We start from the raw sequence: 16,859 nt of genomic DNA on the forward strand, positions 1-16,859 counted from the left end.
TGGCCGAACGCAGGCTTGAATCCGTGGGTAACCCGGCAGGACGCCGGGTTAGCCGCCCCGCGCCATGGATGGCGCGTGGCGGCGGCCCACGGATTCAAGCCGGAGTGAGGGCATGCCGAGCCTAGGCGAGGCACCGAGTGTTGGGGCAAGAGCCTTTTGGTTACTTTTGGGCTCTTTCCAAAAGTGACCCGCCGTAAGGGCGGAACCCTAAGCAGCCGTTACCGCAGCAACGGATATGTACTCAACCCCCACAATTCCCCCCAATCCCCTCCCCCCCAAACGCCCGCCGAACAAACCCCGTCGAATCCCCCAACGACCCATTCACCGTCCCCGAATGATCCAGCTCCGGATAAAAATGCCACTCCACCCGATCCCCCACCCTGCACGCCTCCCTCACCAACGCCTTCTGCCCCGGCACAAACACATCACGGTCCTTACCGCCCGTCCCCAAAAACACCGGAACATCGGTTTTCAACGTGGGATACGCCGACTCACGATAAACCCGCTCCAACGCCACCTTGGGCGAACGCTTGAAGCTGTTATTGAACGTCAACCCATCCGCCACCACCCGCTGCTCAATGGCATGCAAACAGTCCTCCTGGCTGGCCTTGAACGCCGGCAACGCCTGATCAGCCAAGTAATCGGTCGGCACAAAGGAAGGATCAAGCAAAGCCGCCGTACTCAGCCGCAACAGGTTGTAGGCAAACGTCGGCACCACCGAACGACGCGCCTCTTCAAGCTCGGGGCTTTTGCCGTGGGTGTGGGTCGAGGCATAAGGCGTGCCCGTCGCCACCACGCCGACAAGTTCCACCTCCGGCGCATAGGCCTTGGCCGACACCGCCGTGGCAAACGCCGCACGGCCGCCCTGGGATTGGCCAAACACCACCACCCGCCGAGACAGGTTGAATCCCCCCGCACCCACCGCACGAATACTGTCGAGCACGCCATAGGCCAGCGGGCGGGTCAGCCCGTAAGGGTGCAAACCCGGCGTGCCCAACCCCTGATAGTCAGTCGCGACAATCGCATAACCCTGGTCGAGCCAATAGTTGAGGTAACGCGTGTCCCGTGGGCTGCGCGCGTTCAGTGACGGCGCGCACCGGTCAGCGCTGCCGACCGTGCCGTGGGCCCAGGCCATCAGCGGCCAGCCACCGGCAGGCGGTGTGCCCTTGGGCACGAACAGCGCACCGGACACCGCGATGGGCGTGCGGTTGTCGAGCCCGTCGGTGGAGGAATAGAGAATGCGCAGGTTCTGCGCGGCCGACGCCAGGCTCTGTGGCGGCGTCAAAGCCTCGCTGCGCAGCAGCTTGCCTGGCACCGTCGGCACCGGGCCGTTCCAGGTGTAGAAACCCTCGGCAGCGCTGCTACTGCCCGCGATCAACACCCACAGCAACGCCCACCCACGCATCGACGATCACCAGCCTTCTTTCAATATGCGCAATTCCAGGTACTGCAACAGCATGAGGGTCTTGCCGTCGACAATCTCACCGCTCTGCACCATGGCCAGGGCCTGCTCGAAGCCCAGTTCAAGCACTTCAATGTCTTCGCCCTCTTCCTCGATGCCGCCGCCACTGCCCACCTGGTCGCCTGGCTGGTACTCACCGATGAAAAAGTGAATGCGCTCGGTCACCGAACCCGGACTCATGAAGGCCGAGTAGATTTTTTCCACATGATGGACGCGGTAACCGGTCTCTTCTTCGGCTTCCAGGCGGATGCGTTCTTCGGGGCTGGCGTTGTCGAGCAAACCGGCAGCGGCTTCGATCAGGTAGCCGTGGTAGTCGTTGACGAAGGTGGGCATGCGGAACTGACGGATCAGCAGCACGGTGCGTTGCGCACGGTTGTACAACAGGATGGTCGCGCCATTGCCTCGGTCGTAGACCTCACGGGTCTGGGCCTGCCAGGTGCCGTCCTGGCGGCGCAGGTCGAAGCTGTATTTCTTGAGGATGTACCAGTTGTCCGAGAGGGTTTCTTCGGCGTTGATGCGAACGGGGCTGTTGTCCATGGTCGGTCCTTAGCGCGTGGAAGGTGGAGCATGTGGTTGCGCCAAGGCCAGCGTCAAGCGGATCACTTGCGGCTACAATCGCGCTCCACGAAGGATCTCTCCAGGTTCAAGGAAATGATGCTGCACATCCCGACGCTACGGATAGTGGTGCGCGTCCAAAGCGCGGGGGCGCAATCGAGTTCAGGTGCCAGCAACCGTCTGAGCCGGCGCCTGCTTGATACGCGACCAGGCGGCGGCGACTTCCTCGGCGCTGTGCGCTTTTACCCGCGCGAGGTCCCGCGGGTAATCCACTCCGGGGTTTTCCGTGAACCGCGTCGCGGTGAATTGGCCATTGCTGGCGCGCAAGATATAGCCCGTGTCGTCGCACTGCGCACTGGCCAGGAATACCACGCCCGGTGTCACCCAGTCCGGTTTGAGTTCGTCCGGCTCTTCAGTCACGCCCCACATGCGGGTCTTGGCCACCGGGGAGATCGCGTTGACGCGAATACCGGCCGGCGCGCCCTCATGGCTCAGCGCATTCATGATGCCCAGTTGCGCCATCTTGCCGGCACTGTAGGCCGCCAGCCCCGTCTGCTCGTACTGCGCATACATGGCGCGGTCGGAGGTGGTGAGAATGATGCGCGGTGAGCGGGAGCGCAGCAGGTGCGGCCAGGCGTGCTTGCACAACCAGAGTGGCGCGTAGAGGTTGATATCCATGGCCCGTTGCAGGAACGCGGGGTCGAGGTCTTCGATGTTTTGGTAGCCCACCCAGCCAGCGTTGTGGATCAGGATATCGAGCTGCCCGAAGGCCTCGATCGTGTGCGCGATCAGTTGCCGGCAACCCTCTTGCTGGGATAAGTCGCCCGCTATGCCGATCACCGTCAGGCCTTCAGCCTGCAACGCCTGGGCGGCGGCCTGTACCACCGATGGGTCGGCACCTGCCCCCACCTGATCGGCCCCGATGTCACTGATCACCACCCGGGCGCCGCCCATGGCCAGCGCTCGTGCATAACTGAGTCCCAACCCGCGTGCGCCACCGGTGACAATCGCGGTTTTTCCTGTGAAATCCATAGACGTGCTCTCCTGTTCGGCTGCCCACCCTAACAACCCGTGACGGGCTTGTTCAATGCTGTAACACTTTGCAAGCTATCGCCCCTGACGGTGGTCGAATTAATTCCTGCCCGCGCAAGCCATCTGGTAAAACCCGTGCTTCGCCTTTGTCCTGGAACCTTCATGTCATCTCGTTTTATGTCTCGCCTGGGCCTGCGCTGGTTTCCCCTGTTGTGCATGGCGTTGTTGATCGTCGGCCTGCCGGTGGGCTGCGCCGTGCTGCAACACAAGGAACGCGAGCTGGTGTTTCGCATCGAGCCTGGCACGGCGGGTTGGTACACCGGCTTGCCGAAAGCCGTGCAGGAGTTCGACCTCAAGCCCGCCAGTTTCAAGTCGGGGCAGAATATTCACGGCTGGTGGTGGCCGGCAGACAAGCAGGACGCCCCGGCGATCCTCTACCTGCACGGCGTGCGCTGGAACCTCACCGGGCAGCTGTTTCGCATTGAGCAGTTGCACGCGCTGGGCTATTCGGTGCTGGCCATCGACTATCGCGGTTTCGGCCAGAGCCAGGGCGACTTGCCTTCAGAAACCAGCGTGTACGAAGACGCGCGCATTGCCTGGGAGCGCTTCCAGGTGCTGCAGCCCGACCCAAGCAAACGCCTGCTCTACGGGCACTCATTGGGCGGCGCCGTGGCCATCGACCTCGCGGCCGAGCTAAGCAAACAAAACCCGGTGCCGGTACGCGGGCTGGTGATCGAATCCACGTTCACCTCCCTGGCCGATGTCGCCACCGCCGTGGCCAACACCTCGTTGCCGGTGCGCTGGTTGCTGTCGCAGAAATTCGATTCGATCGACAAGATCGCCGAAGTGCACATGCCGCTGCTGGTGGTGCACGGCCTCGACGACCGCTATGTACCGCCGCGTTTCAGCCAGCAGTTGTTCGATGCCGCCCAGGACCCCAAGCGGTTGTTGCTGGTGCCCGGTGCCAGTCATAACAACAGCATGAGCCTGGCGGGTCGCAGCTATGGCCAGGCGCTGGACAACCTGATGCGCGCGAAGGTGCCAGCACAGGTGGTGACACACTCCACAGGTCGCAACGGCGACTCCTGAAAGCACTTTTCGGCACCCGGTCTGCGCTTGACTGTCAAGCGCAAACCCTGCCCATACTGGCCCACGCCGGCAGTTGATCAAATATTAACCGCGGGTTAAATCGCCAACCCTGCCGGGCCTTCGTAAAGTTATCCACAGAGATACCCACGGTTTTCGTGGACAACTCTTTTTATTTTTTTACGATTTTTTTGCTCAATAAATGCTTTCAGGAAATGTACCCGGCAGCAGAATTTCGCGGTTCACATCGCGTATATCGTTATAGCCACACAACGCCATCGACACGTCCAACTCACGGGCGATGATGTCCAGCGCCTTGGTCACGCCCGCCTCGCCCATCGCACCCAAACCGTACAAATGCGGCCGCCCGATCAAAGTGCCTTTTGCGCCCAGTGCCATCGCCTTGAGCACGTCTTGCCCGGAGCGAATACCACCGTCGAGCCACACTTCAATCCGTTTGCCCACGGCCTCGACGATTGCCGGCAACTGGCTGATGCTCGACGGCGCGCCGTCCAACTGGCGGCCGCCGTGGTTGCTCACCACCAACGCATCGGCGCCGGAATCGGCCGCCAGCCGCGCATCTTCCACATCGAGGATGCCCTTGATGATCAGCTTGCCGCCCCAGCATTTCTTGATCCACTCCACATCGTCCCAGCTCAGGCGCGGGTCGAATTGCTGGGCGGTCCACGACGACAGCGAACTCATGTCGGCCACACCTTTTACATGCCCGACAATGTTGCCAAAGCCCCGGCGTTTGGTGCCAAGCATGCCCATTACCCAACGCGGTTTGGTGGCCATGTTGAGGATATTCGGCAAGGTCAGTTTGGGCGGCGCCGAGAGGCCATTGATCAAGTCCTTGTGGCGCTGGCCAAGGATCTGCAGGTCCAGGGTCAGCACCAATGCGTCCACGCCTGCGGCCTTGGCGCGCTCGATCAACTGCTCGATGAACGCGCGGTCGCGCATCACGTACAACTGGAACCAGAACGGTTGGCCGACGTGTTCGGCAATGTCTTCCAGGGAACAGATACTCATGGTCGACAAGGTGTAGCGCAGGCCAAACGCGGCGGCGGCGCGGGCGGTGAGGATCTCGCCGTCGGCATGCTGCATGCCGGCCAACCCGGTCGGCGCCAGGGCCACCGGCATGGCCATGTCCTGGCCGATCATGGTGGCGCGGATCGAACGCGAATCGATGTTGCGCGCCACCCGCTGGCGGAATTTGATCTGGGCAAAATCGCTTTCATTTGCCCGGTAGGTGCTTTCAGTCCAGGAGCCGGAATCGGCGTAGTCGTAAAACATCCTTGGGACACGTTTTTGCGCGAGCTTGCGTAAGTCTTCGATGGTTGTGATCAACGACATCGGGGTCACCTCTCCCTGAACTGAACACAGAGAGTAAGCGTAGATCCGCCATACAACCAGCCATTGCGTTTACATCACCCGAGGGCTAATCTCGCACAAACCCGCAAAAAGACGCACAAACATGCAAAACACCCATCACGCCATCGACCTGCCCTCATTGCGCAAGCAGAAGATCCTGTTGCTGCTGGAGCGCGACGGCAAAGTCACCGCCGCTGAACTGGTGGAACATTTTGCCGTGTCCCAGGACACCATCCGCCGCGACCTCGGCGAGCTTGCGGCAGCCGGTCTTTTGCAACGTGTCCACGGCGGCGCCCTGCCCCGGCCCAAAGACACCGGCAAGGATTTTTTCACCCGTGTCGGCGAGACCAACGACGCCAAGCGCCAGCTCGCGCAATTGGCCGCAGACCGTGTGGAAGACGGGCAGATTGTGCTGTTCGATTCCGGCTCGACCACCTTGAAAATCGCCCAATCCTTGCCACGCAACATCCGCCTGACGGTGGTCACGCCGTCACCGATGATTGCCATCGCCCTGGCCGATCACCCCAACGTCAAAGTGATTCTGGCCGGTGGCCAACTCAACCCGGCGACCCTTTCCACCAGCGGGCATGAAACCGTTCGCCTGATTGAAAGCGTCAAGGCAGACCTGCTGTTTACCGGCGTGTGCGCGCTGCACCCGCAGATCGGCATCAGCTCGCTGCATTTTGATGAAGTGGCGGTCAAACAGGCCCTGCTCGACAGCGCCTCACACGTAGTGGCGGTGACCATGGCGGACAAACTCGGCGCCGTGGAGCCCTTTATCGTGGCGCCATGCAGCCGAATCCATACGTTGATTACCGAATGGCATGTGCCGAGTGTCGAGGCGTACGAGCAGTTAGGCTTGGAGGTGTTGAGGGTGGAGGTCGAGTAGGTACAAGGCGTCAGCCACCGCATGCCCGCTGGCGGTGTTATCGAAAATGCACCATGTGAGAATACCCTGCGCAACCGACTGCTCGAGCAGGCGCGCAAACGCCTGCACACGCTCCAGGCCATAGGCGCTGTGATAAAGACGCGGTGAACCGTGCAGACGCCAATAACGCACGCCTTGCCAACCGCCGGGGCTCGCCCCGCGTTCGATCACGGGTGGGTCAGCAGCTACCCGCGCCACCTGGAAACGCTCCAACAACGCCTCGGCCTTGAGCCAACTGGCATGACGCGGTTCAAGCACAATGGCTCCGGTATAGCGTTGGCGCAGAGCGGTGAAAAACGTTGCAGCCACGCCTGGCTCATAGCTCAGTGAGGGAGGCAGTTGCACCAGCAAACAGCCTAGCTTTTGACCCAAGTGCAGGCATTGCTCAATGAACTCATCCAGGGCGGTCTCACAGTATTGCAAGCGAAGTTCATGGGTGATGTTTTTCGGCAATTTGACTGAAAAGCGAAATGCCGATGGCACCGAGTCGTGCCAACGCTCATAGGTCTTGGCCAAATGCGGGCGGTAAAACGAACTGTTGATTTCCACCGCATTCAAGCGCATTGCGTAGCGCTGTAAATGCGTGCCCTCGCCTTTAAAGGCCGACGCGTATTGCCGAGGCAAGCTCCACCCCGCACAGCCCACAAACAGCGGCGCCGTCAAAACAGCACCGCAGCCGCATCGCGCATGAAAATCTCAATGGTCTTGGGGCCCACACCATCAAACTCACCCAGGCGTTTTTCAAACGCCTGGCGATTATTACTGGCGTCGCGCATCTGCGTGATGTTGCCCGCGTATTCCGCGTTCAGTTTGGCACTCAGATCGAGCAGGCGCTGTGCGGTGGACTCGTCATAACGCACGTAATGCGCGCGCCCCAGCATCGCGACTAATTCGCGGGAGGTGCAATGTTGCAACTTGCGCGCCGTGTCCCGGCCCTCTTCCTCGACAATCACCCGATAAGCCTGGGCCGCGATGGGCGCCTGGATGCGTTTACCCATTAGGAAGCTGGCAAGAAACCATTTGAACAGGCTGCTGTTGTCTTCAGGCGTGAGCTCAATGCCCAGTTCCGATGCACTAATTGAACGAGCCATGGTTATTCCCCCAGCATGGGATCGGAGCTTTTTTCATCACAGGCGAACGGGATCATGGCGGTGACTCCTGGCAGTTGAACGACCCTTGAAGCAGCGGCCCTGTAAACAGCAGAGGCCCACTCTGAGGGGATAGTTCAAGGAAATTGCCCGGGCAGACCATCGGAGAAATAAACGCGAATTAATTTAAACCTTCGGCGCACACGCCCGCTCAACAGACGGTAGCCACACCTTCCCACCCAACGTTCGCCACAGGAGACACCCCACCATGAGTTCCCGACTCACTGCCAAGAAGATCCTGATCATCACCTCCAACACGGGTATCGAGCGCGACGAACTGCTCAAGCCTCTGCAGCAACTGCGCGGCGATGGCGCGACCGTGACCCACGCTTCCAGCAAGGGCGGTACGACCCAGACATTTGTGGGCGACACCGAGAAAGATAAGGCGGTGGAATCCGACACTAAATTGTCCGAGGTCTCCAGCGCCGACTTTGACGCCCTGATCATCCCAGGTGGCACTGTAAATGCCGATACCCTGCGCCAGGACACGGCAGCTCTCAAGCTGATCAATGAGTTCGTCAAAGCCGGCAAAACCGTGGCGGCCATCTGTCACGGGCCGTGGGCGTTGATCGACGCTGGCGTCATCAAGGGCAAGACCCTCACCTCGTACAAAAGCGTGCGCACGGATCTGATCAACGCCGGAGCTGCCGAATGGGTGGATGCACAGGTCAAGGAGTGCAAGGCCAATGGATGGGCGCTGATCACCTCACGCACGCCAGACGATTTGCCGGCATTCAACGACGCCATCGCCAAGGCTGTTGCCGGTTGATGGCCTGGCACTGAACGAAAACAGGCGCCCTGGGGCGCCTGTTTTTTTAACGGCAGTTTCAGCTTCGACGGTGATCGGGCATCTCGCGCTTGGGCCCGAACATGGCCCAGGCGATGAGCCCAAACAGCGGCACAAAAATCAGAATGATCAGCCACAGCCCCTTGGTCTCCCAGCCACCAGTGCTGCGTAATACAATGTTGATTGCCCACAGCTCCAACAGCAGCAGAATCACCGCCAAACCGATCCAGACATAGTCTATTTGCATGCGTCACCTCCTGAGGTCGTATGCATTAGGTCAAGGGATCGGCGTGAGGGTTCATTAAAACTGCCCGGCGATGGCCTTTCGTCGCGCACGGGGAAATTTTCCAAACTTTGGTTCCAGGCCATGACTCCCACTAGGTAAGCCCCCTTGAATTGACCCGGAGGCGGCGAAACATGGAAAAGGGATCACGTCATGAAGACCGATATCTCGCGCAACATCGTGTTGATCATCTGCCTCGCCGGATGGCTGGGCAGCCCGGCCCATGCGGCCTTCGGCGATGACACCAGCCCACCGCCCAGCTTGAGTGGGGACAATGCCGCAGGCTCTGCCCTGCCGCCAGGCACCTACCCCAGCAGCCCCGCCGACAGCGACAAGAAAGCCGATTCGACGCCGAAAAAAGACAGCGTCAAACCGGCCCCCAAACCCAAGCACCGCAGCGATAAAACCCAGCCGAGCCGCACACCTCGCACCGGGAGTTAGCAGCTTATTCGCTGCCGTCGTAGTCGCCGATAAAGTCCAGGCGCTGGTCCAGCCACTGCCGGACAATTTCCCGCGCTGCCCTGCGTGCGTCATCGGCCGATAGCCCGCGCGCTCGCTGCAACCAGGTCGCCGTCACTTGCCGTGCCGGCTCGATGGCGGCCAGTGCCTGCTGACGGGATTTTTTTGGCCACAGCGCGTCATCGGTCCAGCTGCTTATAGCGGCGGCGGGATCCTGCGCGGGCGCCGCCGGCGTGAGGAAGTCCCGTGGCGATACGGTTGCCCGAAGCCCCAGTACATTCCACGCGGCGTAGCTGGCAAAGCGGATGGTGCCCGTGTTGCCGCTGGCCGTGGAGATGGCCGGGTCGAAAGCGGCGTCCAGCTGTTTCCAGGGCGTTTGCTTGAACAAGTCACCTTGCGGCGCACACACGGGCGCGAAGGTATCGCGGGTGGAGCCGTACAAAGGCCCGAATGCTGCGTACGCATCCGCGCCGTGGCGACTGAACACAAAGCAGTGCACATAGGCGCGCTGGTCACCGAAAAACACGTACTGCGCACGCTCGATCATCATGCGCAGCAGGGTCAGCATGACCTGGTCGCGGCTGACCTTGGGGTCGTTGTCCAGGTCCTGGTAAATCCCCCAGGGGAAACTGTCGGTCTTGAGCACCGCCAACACCTGCTGGCGGTTGGCGTCGGCTTCTTCAGCGGTCACCCCGCTGGTGGGTTCGAAACGTTGCAGGTACACCAGCCAGGCCGCAGCCAGCTCACTCGTCGGGTAACCGCGCAAGCCCTTGGCGGCGTCGGCCGGGCGGTCGGGAATGCTGGCGATGATCGCGTCCAGCTGGGCGGTGTCCGGCTGGGTGAGCGTGCCCACTTCGACCACCCGTTGGCTCAACAAGGGTTGCAGGCAGGCGACATCAACGCCGCAGGCATTGCGGGTTTGCAGCCAGGCGCGTTGGCCGTTGCGCAACGCCTCACGCGGCGCGCCTTCGAGCTTGGCCATGGCACGCCGGTAGTGTTCGCCCAGCGTGGTGTCGAGGCGGCTCAATTCGGCATTGGCGCAGAGTGTCTGCTCGACGGGTGTGGCGGCTTTCTTGCAATCAAAGGAGGCTGCCCAGGCCGGTGTACCGGCACCCAGCAGTACCCCGGCGAGCCACAACAACGAAACGTATTTTTTGACCCTGCAATCCATGGCGATCCTTGAAGATGAGGCGTTGAAGGCGCGTAGTGTGCCGCGCCTGTTGCCGATTACAAAGCCTCATCTCGGGTGGCGTCAAAGCGCTCCCGCGCTTGGCGAAATGCGTCAGCGTTGTCCACCACCCAACTCCACAGCGGGAACATGTTCACCAACAACTGTGTGCCGAGGGGTGACAGCGCGTATTCGACCCGGGGCGGTACCTCTGCGAAGTCGTGGCGCAGCACCAGGCCATCGCGTTCCAACTGGCGCAGCGTGCGGGTCAGCATGCGCTGGGTCACGCCTTTCATTCGCCGGCCGATCTCGGCATGGCGCAACCGGCCGTTCACCCCCAGCACATGCACGATCCCCAGGGACCAGCGGTTGCCGGCATGGGTCAGCAGCTCGCGCTTGAGGCCGTCATCGTCTGCGCTCAGGGCATCGCAGGCCGCTTGCGAGCGTCGGATGATCTCGTGGTTATCCATGCGGGTCTCCCGGTATCACTGGTGTGCCTTCTTATGCGTGGCGATGAATTCTGCAAGCATGCCACGACTTTCAACCTCGACGGAGAACCCTATGACCCCTTCTTCCATTCTGATACTCGGTGCCGGGGAACTGGGCATGGCTGTGCTGCAAGCGCTGGCCGCTTCGACCGCCTCACACACCACGCGAATAGCGGTAATGCTACGCCCTGCCAGCCTGCAATCGGCCACCGCCCGGCAGCTGCAAACATTGGGTATCGAGTTGCTCGCCGGCGACTTGCAGAACGACAGCCAAAGCACCCTCGCCGCGCTTTTCGCACCCTTCGCCACGGTCATCTGTTGCACCGGGTTTGCCGCAGGCCCGGGCACCCAGCGCAAGCTCGCACGGGCGGCCATTGAAGGCGGCGTGCAGCGCTACGTGCCGTGGCAATTTGGCGTGGACTACGACGTGATCGGTCGCGGCAGCCCGCAGGATACCTTCGATGAACAGCTGGATGTACGCGACCTGCTACGTGGCCAACAAGGCACACAGTGGCTGATTATCTCCACCGGGATGTTCACCAGTTTCCTGTTCGAACCGTCCTTCGGCGTGGTCGATTTACCCAACAATACCGTGCATGCCCTGGGCGATTGGGACACCGCCGTCACCGTCACCACCCCGGAGGATATCGGCCGGCTGACGGCGCAGATCGTGCTGGCGCAACCGCCACTCACCAACCAGGTGGTGTTCACTGCCGGCGACACCCTGACCTACGGGCAACTGGCCGATACCGTGGACGCGGTGCTGGGCATCACCCTGAACCGCGAGCGTTGGTCGGTGCCGCATTTACAGGCGGAACTGGCCGAGACGCCGCACGACAACCTGAAGAAATACCGTGCCGTATTCGCCCAGGGCAACGGCGTGGCCTGGGACCCCGCCGTGACCTTCAATGCACAGCATCAGATTGCGGTGACAGACGTCGAAAGCTGGATCCGCCAGCACCTCACGGCACCGGCAACCACCCGTTGAACTCACCCCGGGCCGTCAACGGACACCAGGCGAAATCCCCCACGGGCGTCGGCAACGGCTGACGCTCGGCCGCCATCAATGCACCGCCCTTCCAATCGAATACCCGCGTACCTCGCCAGGCCAGGACCACACCCCGGGCCTGGCTGTCGTCCGTGTTGACCCAGCACGCAGCCGCAGCGGCCATGAACGCTTCGATCGGCTCGTCGTCGATCTGCGTGCGATAGGCTGAGCCGAGCAGCCAGCGGCAGATATTCAGGTGGTAGGTCCAGTCCAGCGGCGGCTGGTTGCGGTAGGCCCAGGTCATGAAACTGCGGAACAGGTTCAGGCCTTCCGGTGGGTCGAGCTTGAGCAACGCCGGGCAGATGTCGAACAAGGTGTGCCAATGGGGCAGCAGGCGTGCATCCAGGTGCACGAAACAACGGGAATTGCTCGGGTAGTCAGGCAGAGTCGGTTCTGCGCGCAGGCGACGGGACGCCTTGCTGACCAGGCGGCGAGCGCCGGCAGGCAATACAGGGTTCATGGAACGCACTCACAGTCGTGACGATAGAACGCCCCCTGGTCACAGGAGGCCCAAGGCACACGTCAGAAAGCGGGAGAAGCGCGGGGGTTGGCCGACGGCCAGGAATATCGCGGAGGCGCCTTGCTGCGCCGTTCATGGGCCGGGCGTGGGGTTTGCCCAAGGCCGAGCAACCAGGCCAGGCCGATCAGGAACACGATGGCGACGGTCACCGCGTTGCACACCGGGCAGGCAAAGTAGTTCGAGATGTTGCTGGACGCCGGGTTACTCAACCCTTTGTCGGAAAGTGGCGCCTGCTTGCCCTCCACGGAACAGAACGCGCCACCGATCCCGTTGAGCTGCTGGCCCATCATCTGGCCATGCCCCAAACCGCAGACGAACACGTTCATCAGCACGCAGAAGTACAGGGTCCAGGCGATCAGGGCGCGGTCGGGATGGCTCAATTTCATGGCGGCGACTCTACCACCGAAGCCGCGCAGGGATGAAGCACGACGCGCCCCTGTGGCAGAACGTCGCAGATTACGTGGGCTGGCCTGGGTTGGTAGACTGTGCGCCCGCATCGTTACTCCTTTCCCAAGCCTGATGTGCAGCTCCAGAGCAATGCAGGCGTTTCACAGGATGCACAGTTGATGAGTACGTTATTCACCCGCCGCAAAGTGCTGACCGGTATGGGCCTGTTGGGCCTGGGCAGCCTGCTGGGCGGCTGTGACTACAGCCCCAAGCTGAACTTCAAGTACGGCAAGGACCTCAGTGACAAGATCATGGGCCGCACCTTCAAGCTCAAGAACACCGACGGCGAGACCGTCACCCTGAGTTCGTACCGTGGCCTGATGCCGGTGGTGTTCTTCGGTTTTACCCAATGCCCGGCGGTGTGCCCCACCACCCTGGCGCGTGCCGCCCAGGCCAAGAAGCTGATGGGCCGCGATGGCGAGATCATGCAGGTGGTGTTCATCACCCTCGACCCCGAACGCGACACCCCGGAAATCCTCGACAAGTACGTCAAGGCCTTCGACCCCAGCTTCGAAGCGCTGTACGGCACCCCGGAAGAGATCGCCGTGGCCGCCAAGGAATTCGGGATCTTTTATGAAAAGATCCCCGCCGGCGACACCTACACCCTGTCCCACACCGCCACCAGTTTTGTCTTCGACACCCGTGGCAACCTGCGCCTGGGCCTGCAGGCGTCCCTTACCGCTAAAGAGTGCGCAGAAGACCTGCTCACCGTCATGGAGGTCTGCTAATGACTGCCGTTCAACACCTCAAGCGCCTGACCCTCGGTCTCACCCTGCTGGGCCTCGCCGCCCACGCCAGCGCCCAGGTGCTGGTCACCGACGCCTGGGTGCGCGCCACCGTGCCGGGCCAGTCGTCCAGCGGTGCCTTCATGACCGTCACCGCCGATACCGACAGCAAGTTGCTGAGCGTAGCCACGCCAGTGGCCAAGGACGTGCAGATCCATGAGATGAGCATGAAGGACGACGTGATGCGCATGGGCCCGGTGGACTCGGTTGCCCTGCCCGCCGGCAAGGCGGTCACCCTCGACCCGAATGGCTACCACGTGATGCTGATGGGCCTGACCGGCCAGATCAAAGAAGGCGACCAGGTGCCGCTGACCCTCACGGTTCAAGACGCCAAAGGCAACAAACAAACGATCGACATCAAGGCCCCCGCCCGCGCCCTCGACGGCATGGACCACAGCAAAATGCACTGACTGTAGTGAGCGGGCTTGCCCCGCGCGGCGGCGTATCAGACAACCCCCAAGCGCCAGGTCGATCGCCGTTTGGTGTGTCAGGTAGGGGTTGGGGGACTGATACGCCGCGGCGCGGGGCAAGCCCGCTCACTACAGGTTTGGCTCACGTAAAAAGTCGATCAGGGCCCGCAGTTTGCGGCTGACGCGGCGGCGGCTGGGGTAATACAGGGTGTACCCGGGCAGCGTCGGGCACCAGTCTTCGAACAGGCTCACCAGTTCGCCTCGCGCAATCAGCGGGTCGATATGCCCGCTGATCATGTAGCCGATCCCCAACCCGTCCAGCACGCTTTGCACCAGCGCCGATGAGTCGTTGACGATCATCCGCCCGCTCACCGGCAGCAACAGTGTCTCCTGGCCCCTGGCCAAATCCCAACGCTCCACCACGCCACTCGACGCACGAAAGCCGATGCAGTTGTGCTGCAGCAATTCGCCCGGGTGTTTCGGCGTGCCGTATCGGGCGAGATAGCCAGGGGACGCGATCACATGCATACGCAACGCCGGCCCGACCTTGACCGCGACCATGTCCTGCTCGACGAAATCCCCAAAGCGAATGCCCGCGTCGAAGCCCAGGCGCACGATGTCGACCAGGGCATTTTCCAGGGTCAGTTCCAGGTCGATCTGCGGGTGGGCTTCAAGAAACGCCGACAACAGCGGTTGCAGCACCGTCAAGTAGCCGGCACGGGGCACGTTGAGGCGCAGCAAGCCAGACGGCAAGCCGCTGCTGTCGCCCACCTCCTGGGCCGCTGCCGTCAGTGCGTTCACGGCCGGCTGCACCTTGGCCAGGAACCCCGCCCCCGCTTCCGTCAGGCTCACGCTGCGGGTGGTGCGGTTGAACAGCGCGACACCCAGGCGCTGTTCCAGGTTGCGGATCACCTGGCTCACCGCCGAGGGCGACACGCCCAGGCGCACGGCGGCGGCCGAAAAGCTCGCGTGTTCGGCGACACACACAAAGGTCACCAGCCCGTCGAGTTGATCCTGGCGCATAGGTTGCTCCGCAGAAAAGGCACGGTATAGCACAGGCATTATGAAGATTGGCTTCAAAGCCTTAACGACATACATAAAAGCTCTGCCATCAACACTTACTATATATTTTCAATCTGCAAACAGACCCGATAGCCTGATTCTGCCGCCCTCGCCTGCGCGACAGCGGCCCACAATTCCAAAAATAAATCGGGTATCCCTGTGAACACATCCCCTCGCGCCCTGAAAAGCCTGCTCCACCTGGCGGTGGCTTTCGCCCTCTTCAACAGTTTCGGCGCCCAGGCGGCCAATACCGGCGAGCTGCCGTGCGCCACCACCGAACAATGCGCTGCCCAAGCGGCAAAAGTCGGCGCCACCCCCGACAGTTCGCAAACCGAACACAAAGCCAAGGGCGACCCGACCCAGACCCAGTTCGCCTGGCTGAACCGCATCAACAAAGCCTCGATCGTGATGCTCACCGAAGAAGGCATCGTCAAGCCCGAGATGGGCCAGAAGATCGCCGGTGGCGTGCGCTACGCCATCGCCCAGGCCGACCAGCCCGGTGGCACGCGCCCGAGTGACGTGCTGCAACTGGAAAAAATCATGACCGACAAGATCGGCCCGGAAGCCTCGCTGATCCACTCCGGCCGCAGCCGCCAGGACATGCTCGCCACCTACCGCCTGGCCGCCTTGCGCAGCCAGGTGCTGGCCTACAGCGAAGCGCTCAACGCCACGCGCCTGCGCCTGCTGAACATTGCCGATAAAAACGTCGACACGCTGGTGCCCGCTTACACTAATGGCGTGCAGGCCATGCCCATCAGCTATGCGCATTACCTGTTGGCCTTCGAGGCGGCGTTTGACCGCGACGGCCAGCGCATCCGTGAGCTGTACACGCGCCTGAACAAGAGCCCGATGGGCACGGCGGTGCTGGCGAACTCGGCGTACCCGCTGAACCGCGAACGCCTGGCCGAGCTGCTGGGTTTTGATGGGGTGCGTGAGAACTCGCTGGATTCGAGCCAAGTGTCGACCTACGACATCCCGATTGAAGCCGCCAACCTGGCCTCGTCCTCGGCGATCCGCGTGGGCGCGATGATCGGCGACATCCACACCCAGTACCATCAGATCCGCCCGTGGCTGCTGCTGGATGAAGAAGCCACCTACACCAGCAGCGCGATGCCGCAAAAACGCAACCCGGGCTTGCTGATGCGTGCCCGTGAAAGCGCCTCGGACGTGGTCGGCCTGGCGCAGGCGGTGACCCTGCGTGCCCACAACGTCACCACCGGCATGACCGACTACAAGTTCGCCTTCGACTCCCTGGGCGTGTTCCGCTCCACCAAGGAGATGTTCGAAGCCACCGACGCGGTGCTCGACGCGTTGCAGATCAACCCGCAGCGCGCGCTGGAAGAGCTGGAGTCGGAATGGACCACCTCGATGGAATTGGCCGACACCCTGGAGCGCCAATTCAAGGTGCCGTTCCGCATCGGCCACAGCTTTGCCTCGCTGATCGTGACCGAAGCCCGCAGCAACGGCACCACGCCGAAAACCTTCCCGTATGCCGATGCGCAGAAGCTGTATAGCCAGGCAGCGGACAAGTACAAGTGGACGCCCAACACCTTGCCACTCGATGAGGCCGGTTTCCGCGCGGCGCTGTCGCCGACCACCATGGTGCAGACCCGCAAAGGCACCGGCGGCCCGCAACCGCAAGAGGTCAAGCGCATGCTGGTGGAGGCGCGCAAGACGCTGGAAGGCGATCAGCAGTGGCTGAAAGAGCGACGTGAAAAGCTGCAGAACGCCGAAGGCAACCTCGACAAAGCCTTCGACAAACTGGCCAACACCAAAGGCTGACACGCGGTTCAACAATGTGGGAGCAAGCCCGCTCC

General features: G+C 62.0%; 20 protein-coding genes. 8 read left to right on the forward strand and 12 right to left on the reverse strand.

Annotated features, from left to right (window positions below; translation table 11 throughout):
* Positions 1–241: 241 nt before the first annotated feature.
* The 3 genes from ACVWVP_RS20085 to ACVWVP_RS20095 form a co-directional block, all read right to left on the reverse strand.
* A complete protein-coding gene (locus ACVWVP_RS20085) occupies positions 242–1,405 on the reverse strand; it encodes a lipase family protein (protein ID WP_457407661.1) in 1,164 nt (387 codons plus the stop codon).
* 6 nt (positions 1,406–1,411) lie between these two features.
* On the reverse strand, positions 1,412–1,999 hold the full coding sequence (locus tag ACVWVP_RS20090) for an NUDIX domain-containing protein (protein ID WP_259174794.1): 588 nt from the start codon (positions 1,997–1,999) through the stop codon (positions 1,412–1,414).
* Between the two features lie 180 nt (positions 2,000–2,179).
* A complete protein-coding gene (locus ACVWVP_RS20095) occupies positions 2,180–3,049 on the reverse strand; it encodes an SDR family NAD(P)-dependent oxidoreductase (protein WP_457407662.1) in 870 nt (289 codons plus the stop codon).
* Positions 3,050–3,211: 162 nt separating this feature from the next.
* On the opposite strand from ACVWVP_RS20095, the gene ACVWVP_RS20100 reads away from it, so the two are divergent.
* On the forward strand, positions 3,212–4,138 hold the full coding sequence (locus ACVWVP_RS20100; RefSeq protein WP_259174796.1) for an alpha/beta hydrolase: 927 nt from the start codon (positions 3,212–3,214) through the stop codon (positions 4,136–4,138).
* A gap of 192 nt (positions 4,139–4,330) precedes the next feature.
* Here ACVWVP_RS20100 and ACVWVP_RS20105 read toward each other — a convergent pair whose 3' ends face one another.
* The gene (locus tag ACVWVP_RS20105; protein WP_259174797.1) at positions 4,331–5,491 is read right to left on the reverse strand and encodes an alpha-hydroxy acid oxidase; all 1,161 of its coding nucleotides are present in this window, start codon (positions 5,489–5,491) and stop codon (positions 4,331–4,333) included.
* A 121-nt stretch (positions 5,492–5,612) separates the two neighbouring features.
* Between ACVWVP_RS20105 and ACVWVP_RS20110 the strand changes: the two genes are divergently transcribed.
* A complete protein-coding gene (locus ACVWVP_RS20110) occupies positions 5,613–6,398 on the forward strand; it encodes a DeoR/GlpR family DNA-binding transcription regulator (RefSeq protein ID WP_457407664.1) in 786 nt (261 codons plus the stop codon).
* Here ACVWVP_RS20110 and ACVWVP_RS20115 read toward each other — a convergent pair.
* Both ACVWVP_RS20115 and ACVWVP_RS20120 read right to left on the reverse strand, forming a co-directional pair.
* Positions 6,363–7,001 (reverse strand): DUF72 domain-containing protein, encoded by a 639-nt coding sequence (locus ACVWVP_RS20115; protein ID WP_372339922.1) that lies wholly within the window; start codon positions 6,999–7,001, stop codon positions 6,363–6,365. The two genes, ACVWVP_RS20110 and ACVWVP_RS20115, sit on opposite strands and share 36 nt — an antisense overlap.
* A gap of 95 nt (positions 7,002–7,096) precedes the next feature.
* Positions 7,097–7,528 (reverse strand): DNA methylase, encoded by a 432-nt coding sequence (locus tag ACVWVP_RS20120; protein WP_178922141.1) that lies wholly within the window; start codon positions 7,526–7,528, stop codon positions 7,097–7,099.
* A gap of 265 nt (positions 7,529–7,793) precedes the next feature.
* Between ACVWVP_RS20120 and ACVWVP_RS20125 the strand changes: the two genes are divergently transcribed.
* On the forward strand, positions 7,794–8,354 hold the full coding sequence (locus ACVWVP_RS20125) for a type 1 glutamine amidotransferase domain-containing protein (protein WP_178922142.1): 561 nt from the start codon (positions 7,794–7,796) through the stop codon (positions 8,352–8,354).
* Between the two features lie 58 nt (positions 8,355–8,412).
* On the opposite strand, the gene ACVWVP_RS20130 is transcribed toward ACVWVP_RS20125, so the two are convergent.
* The gene (locus ACVWVP_RS20130) at positions 8,413–8,619 is read right to left on the reverse strand and encodes a PLDc N-terminal domain-containing protein (RefSeq protein WP_178922144.1); all 207 of its coding nucleotides are present in this window, start codon (positions 8,617–8,619) and stop codon (positions 8,413–8,415) included.
* A gap of 189 nt (positions 8,620–8,808) precedes the next feature.
* Between ACVWVP_RS20130 and ACVWVP_RS20135 the strand changes: the two genes are divergently transcribed.
* Positions 8,809–9,096, forward strand: coding sequence for a hypothetical protein (locus ACVWVP_RS20135; RefSeq protein WP_457407665.1), 288 nt, complete (start codon positions 8,809–8,811; stop codon positions 9,094–9,096).
* Positions 9,097–9,100: 4 nt separating this feature from the next.
* On the opposite strand, the gene ACVWVP_RS20140 is transcribed toward ACVWVP_RS20135, so the two are convergent.
* Positions 9,101–10,285: a lysozyme inhibitor LprI family protein gene (locus ACVWVP_RS20140; RefSeq protein WP_457407667.1), complete on the reverse strand. Its 1,185-nt coding sequence runs from the start codon at positions 10,283–10,285 to the stop codon at positions 9,101–9,103.
* Positions 10,286–10,341: 56 nt separating this feature from the next.
* Positions 10,342–10,752 (reverse strand): winged helix-turn-helix transcriptional regulator, encoded by a 411-nt coding sequence (locus tag ACVWVP_RS20145; protein WP_178922150.1) that lies wholly within the window; start codon positions 10,750–10,752, stop codon positions 10,342–10,344.
* 91 nt (positions 10,753–10,843) lie between these two features.
* On the opposite strand from ACVWVP_RS20145, the gene ACVWVP_RS20150 reads away from it, so the two are divergent.
* Positions 10,844–11,758 carry an aromatic alcohol reductase gene (locus tag ACVWVP_RS20150; protein WP_259174802.1) on the forward strand — a complete coding sequence of 305 codons (915 nt, stop codon included), beginning with the start codon at positions 10,844–10,846 and terminating at the stop codon, positions 11,756–11,758.
* On the opposite strand, the gene ACVWVP_RS20155 is transcribed toward ACVWVP_RS20150, so the two are convergent.
* Complete coding sequence (locus ACVWVP_RS20155; protein WP_457407668.1) at positions 11,733–12,278, reverse strand: putative natural product biosynthesis protein; 546 nt, start codon at positions 12,276–12,278, stop codon at positions 11,733–11,735. The two genes, ACVWVP_RS20150 and ACVWVP_RS20155, sit on opposite strands and share 26 nt — an antisense overlap.
* Positions 12,279–12,340: 62 nt before the next feature.
* Positions 12,341–12,724 (reverse strand): DUF2946 domain-containing protein, encoded by a 384-nt coding sequence (locus ACVWVP_RS20160; protein WP_259174804.1) that lies wholly within the window; start codon positions 12,722–12,724, stop codon positions 12,341–12,343.
* A 180-nt stretch (positions 12,725–12,904) separates the two neighbouring features.
* On the opposite strand from ACVWVP_RS20160, the gene ACVWVP_RS20165 reads away from it, so the two are divergent.
* A complete protein-coding gene (locus tag ACVWVP_RS20165; protein ID WP_034106413.1) occupies positions 12,905–13,513 on the forward strand; it encodes an SCO family protein in 609 nt (202 codons plus the stop codon).
* On the forward strand, positions 13,513–13,980 hold the full coding sequence (locus ACVWVP_RS20170; RefSeq protein ID WP_457407669.1) for a copper chaperone PCu(A)C: 468 nt from the start codon (positions 13,513–13,515) through the stop codon (positions 13,978–13,980). The genes ACVWVP_RS20165 and ACVWVP_RS20170 overlap by 1 nt, the downstream gene beginning before the upstream one ends.
* Positions 13,981–14,109: 129 nt before the next feature.
* Here ACVWVP_RS20170 and ACVWVP_RS20175 read toward each other — a convergent pair whose 3' ends face one another.
* A complete protein-coding gene (locus ACVWVP_RS20175; RefSeq protein ID WP_259174807.1) occupies positions 14,110–15,003 on the reverse strand; it encodes a LysR family transcriptional regulator in 894 nt (297 codons plus the stop codon).
* Positions 15,004–15,201: 198 nt separating this feature from the next.
* Between ACVWVP_RS20175 and ACVWVP_RS20180 the strand changes: the two genes are divergently transcribed.
* A complete protein-coding gene (locus ACVWVP_RS20180; protein WP_457407670.1) occupies positions 15,202–16,824 on the forward strand; it encodes an argininosuccinate lyase in 1,623 nt (540 codons plus the stop codon).
* Positions 16,825–16,859 lie beyond the last annotated feature (35 nt).

The organism is Pseudomonas sp. TE24901 (assembly GCF_054058375.1).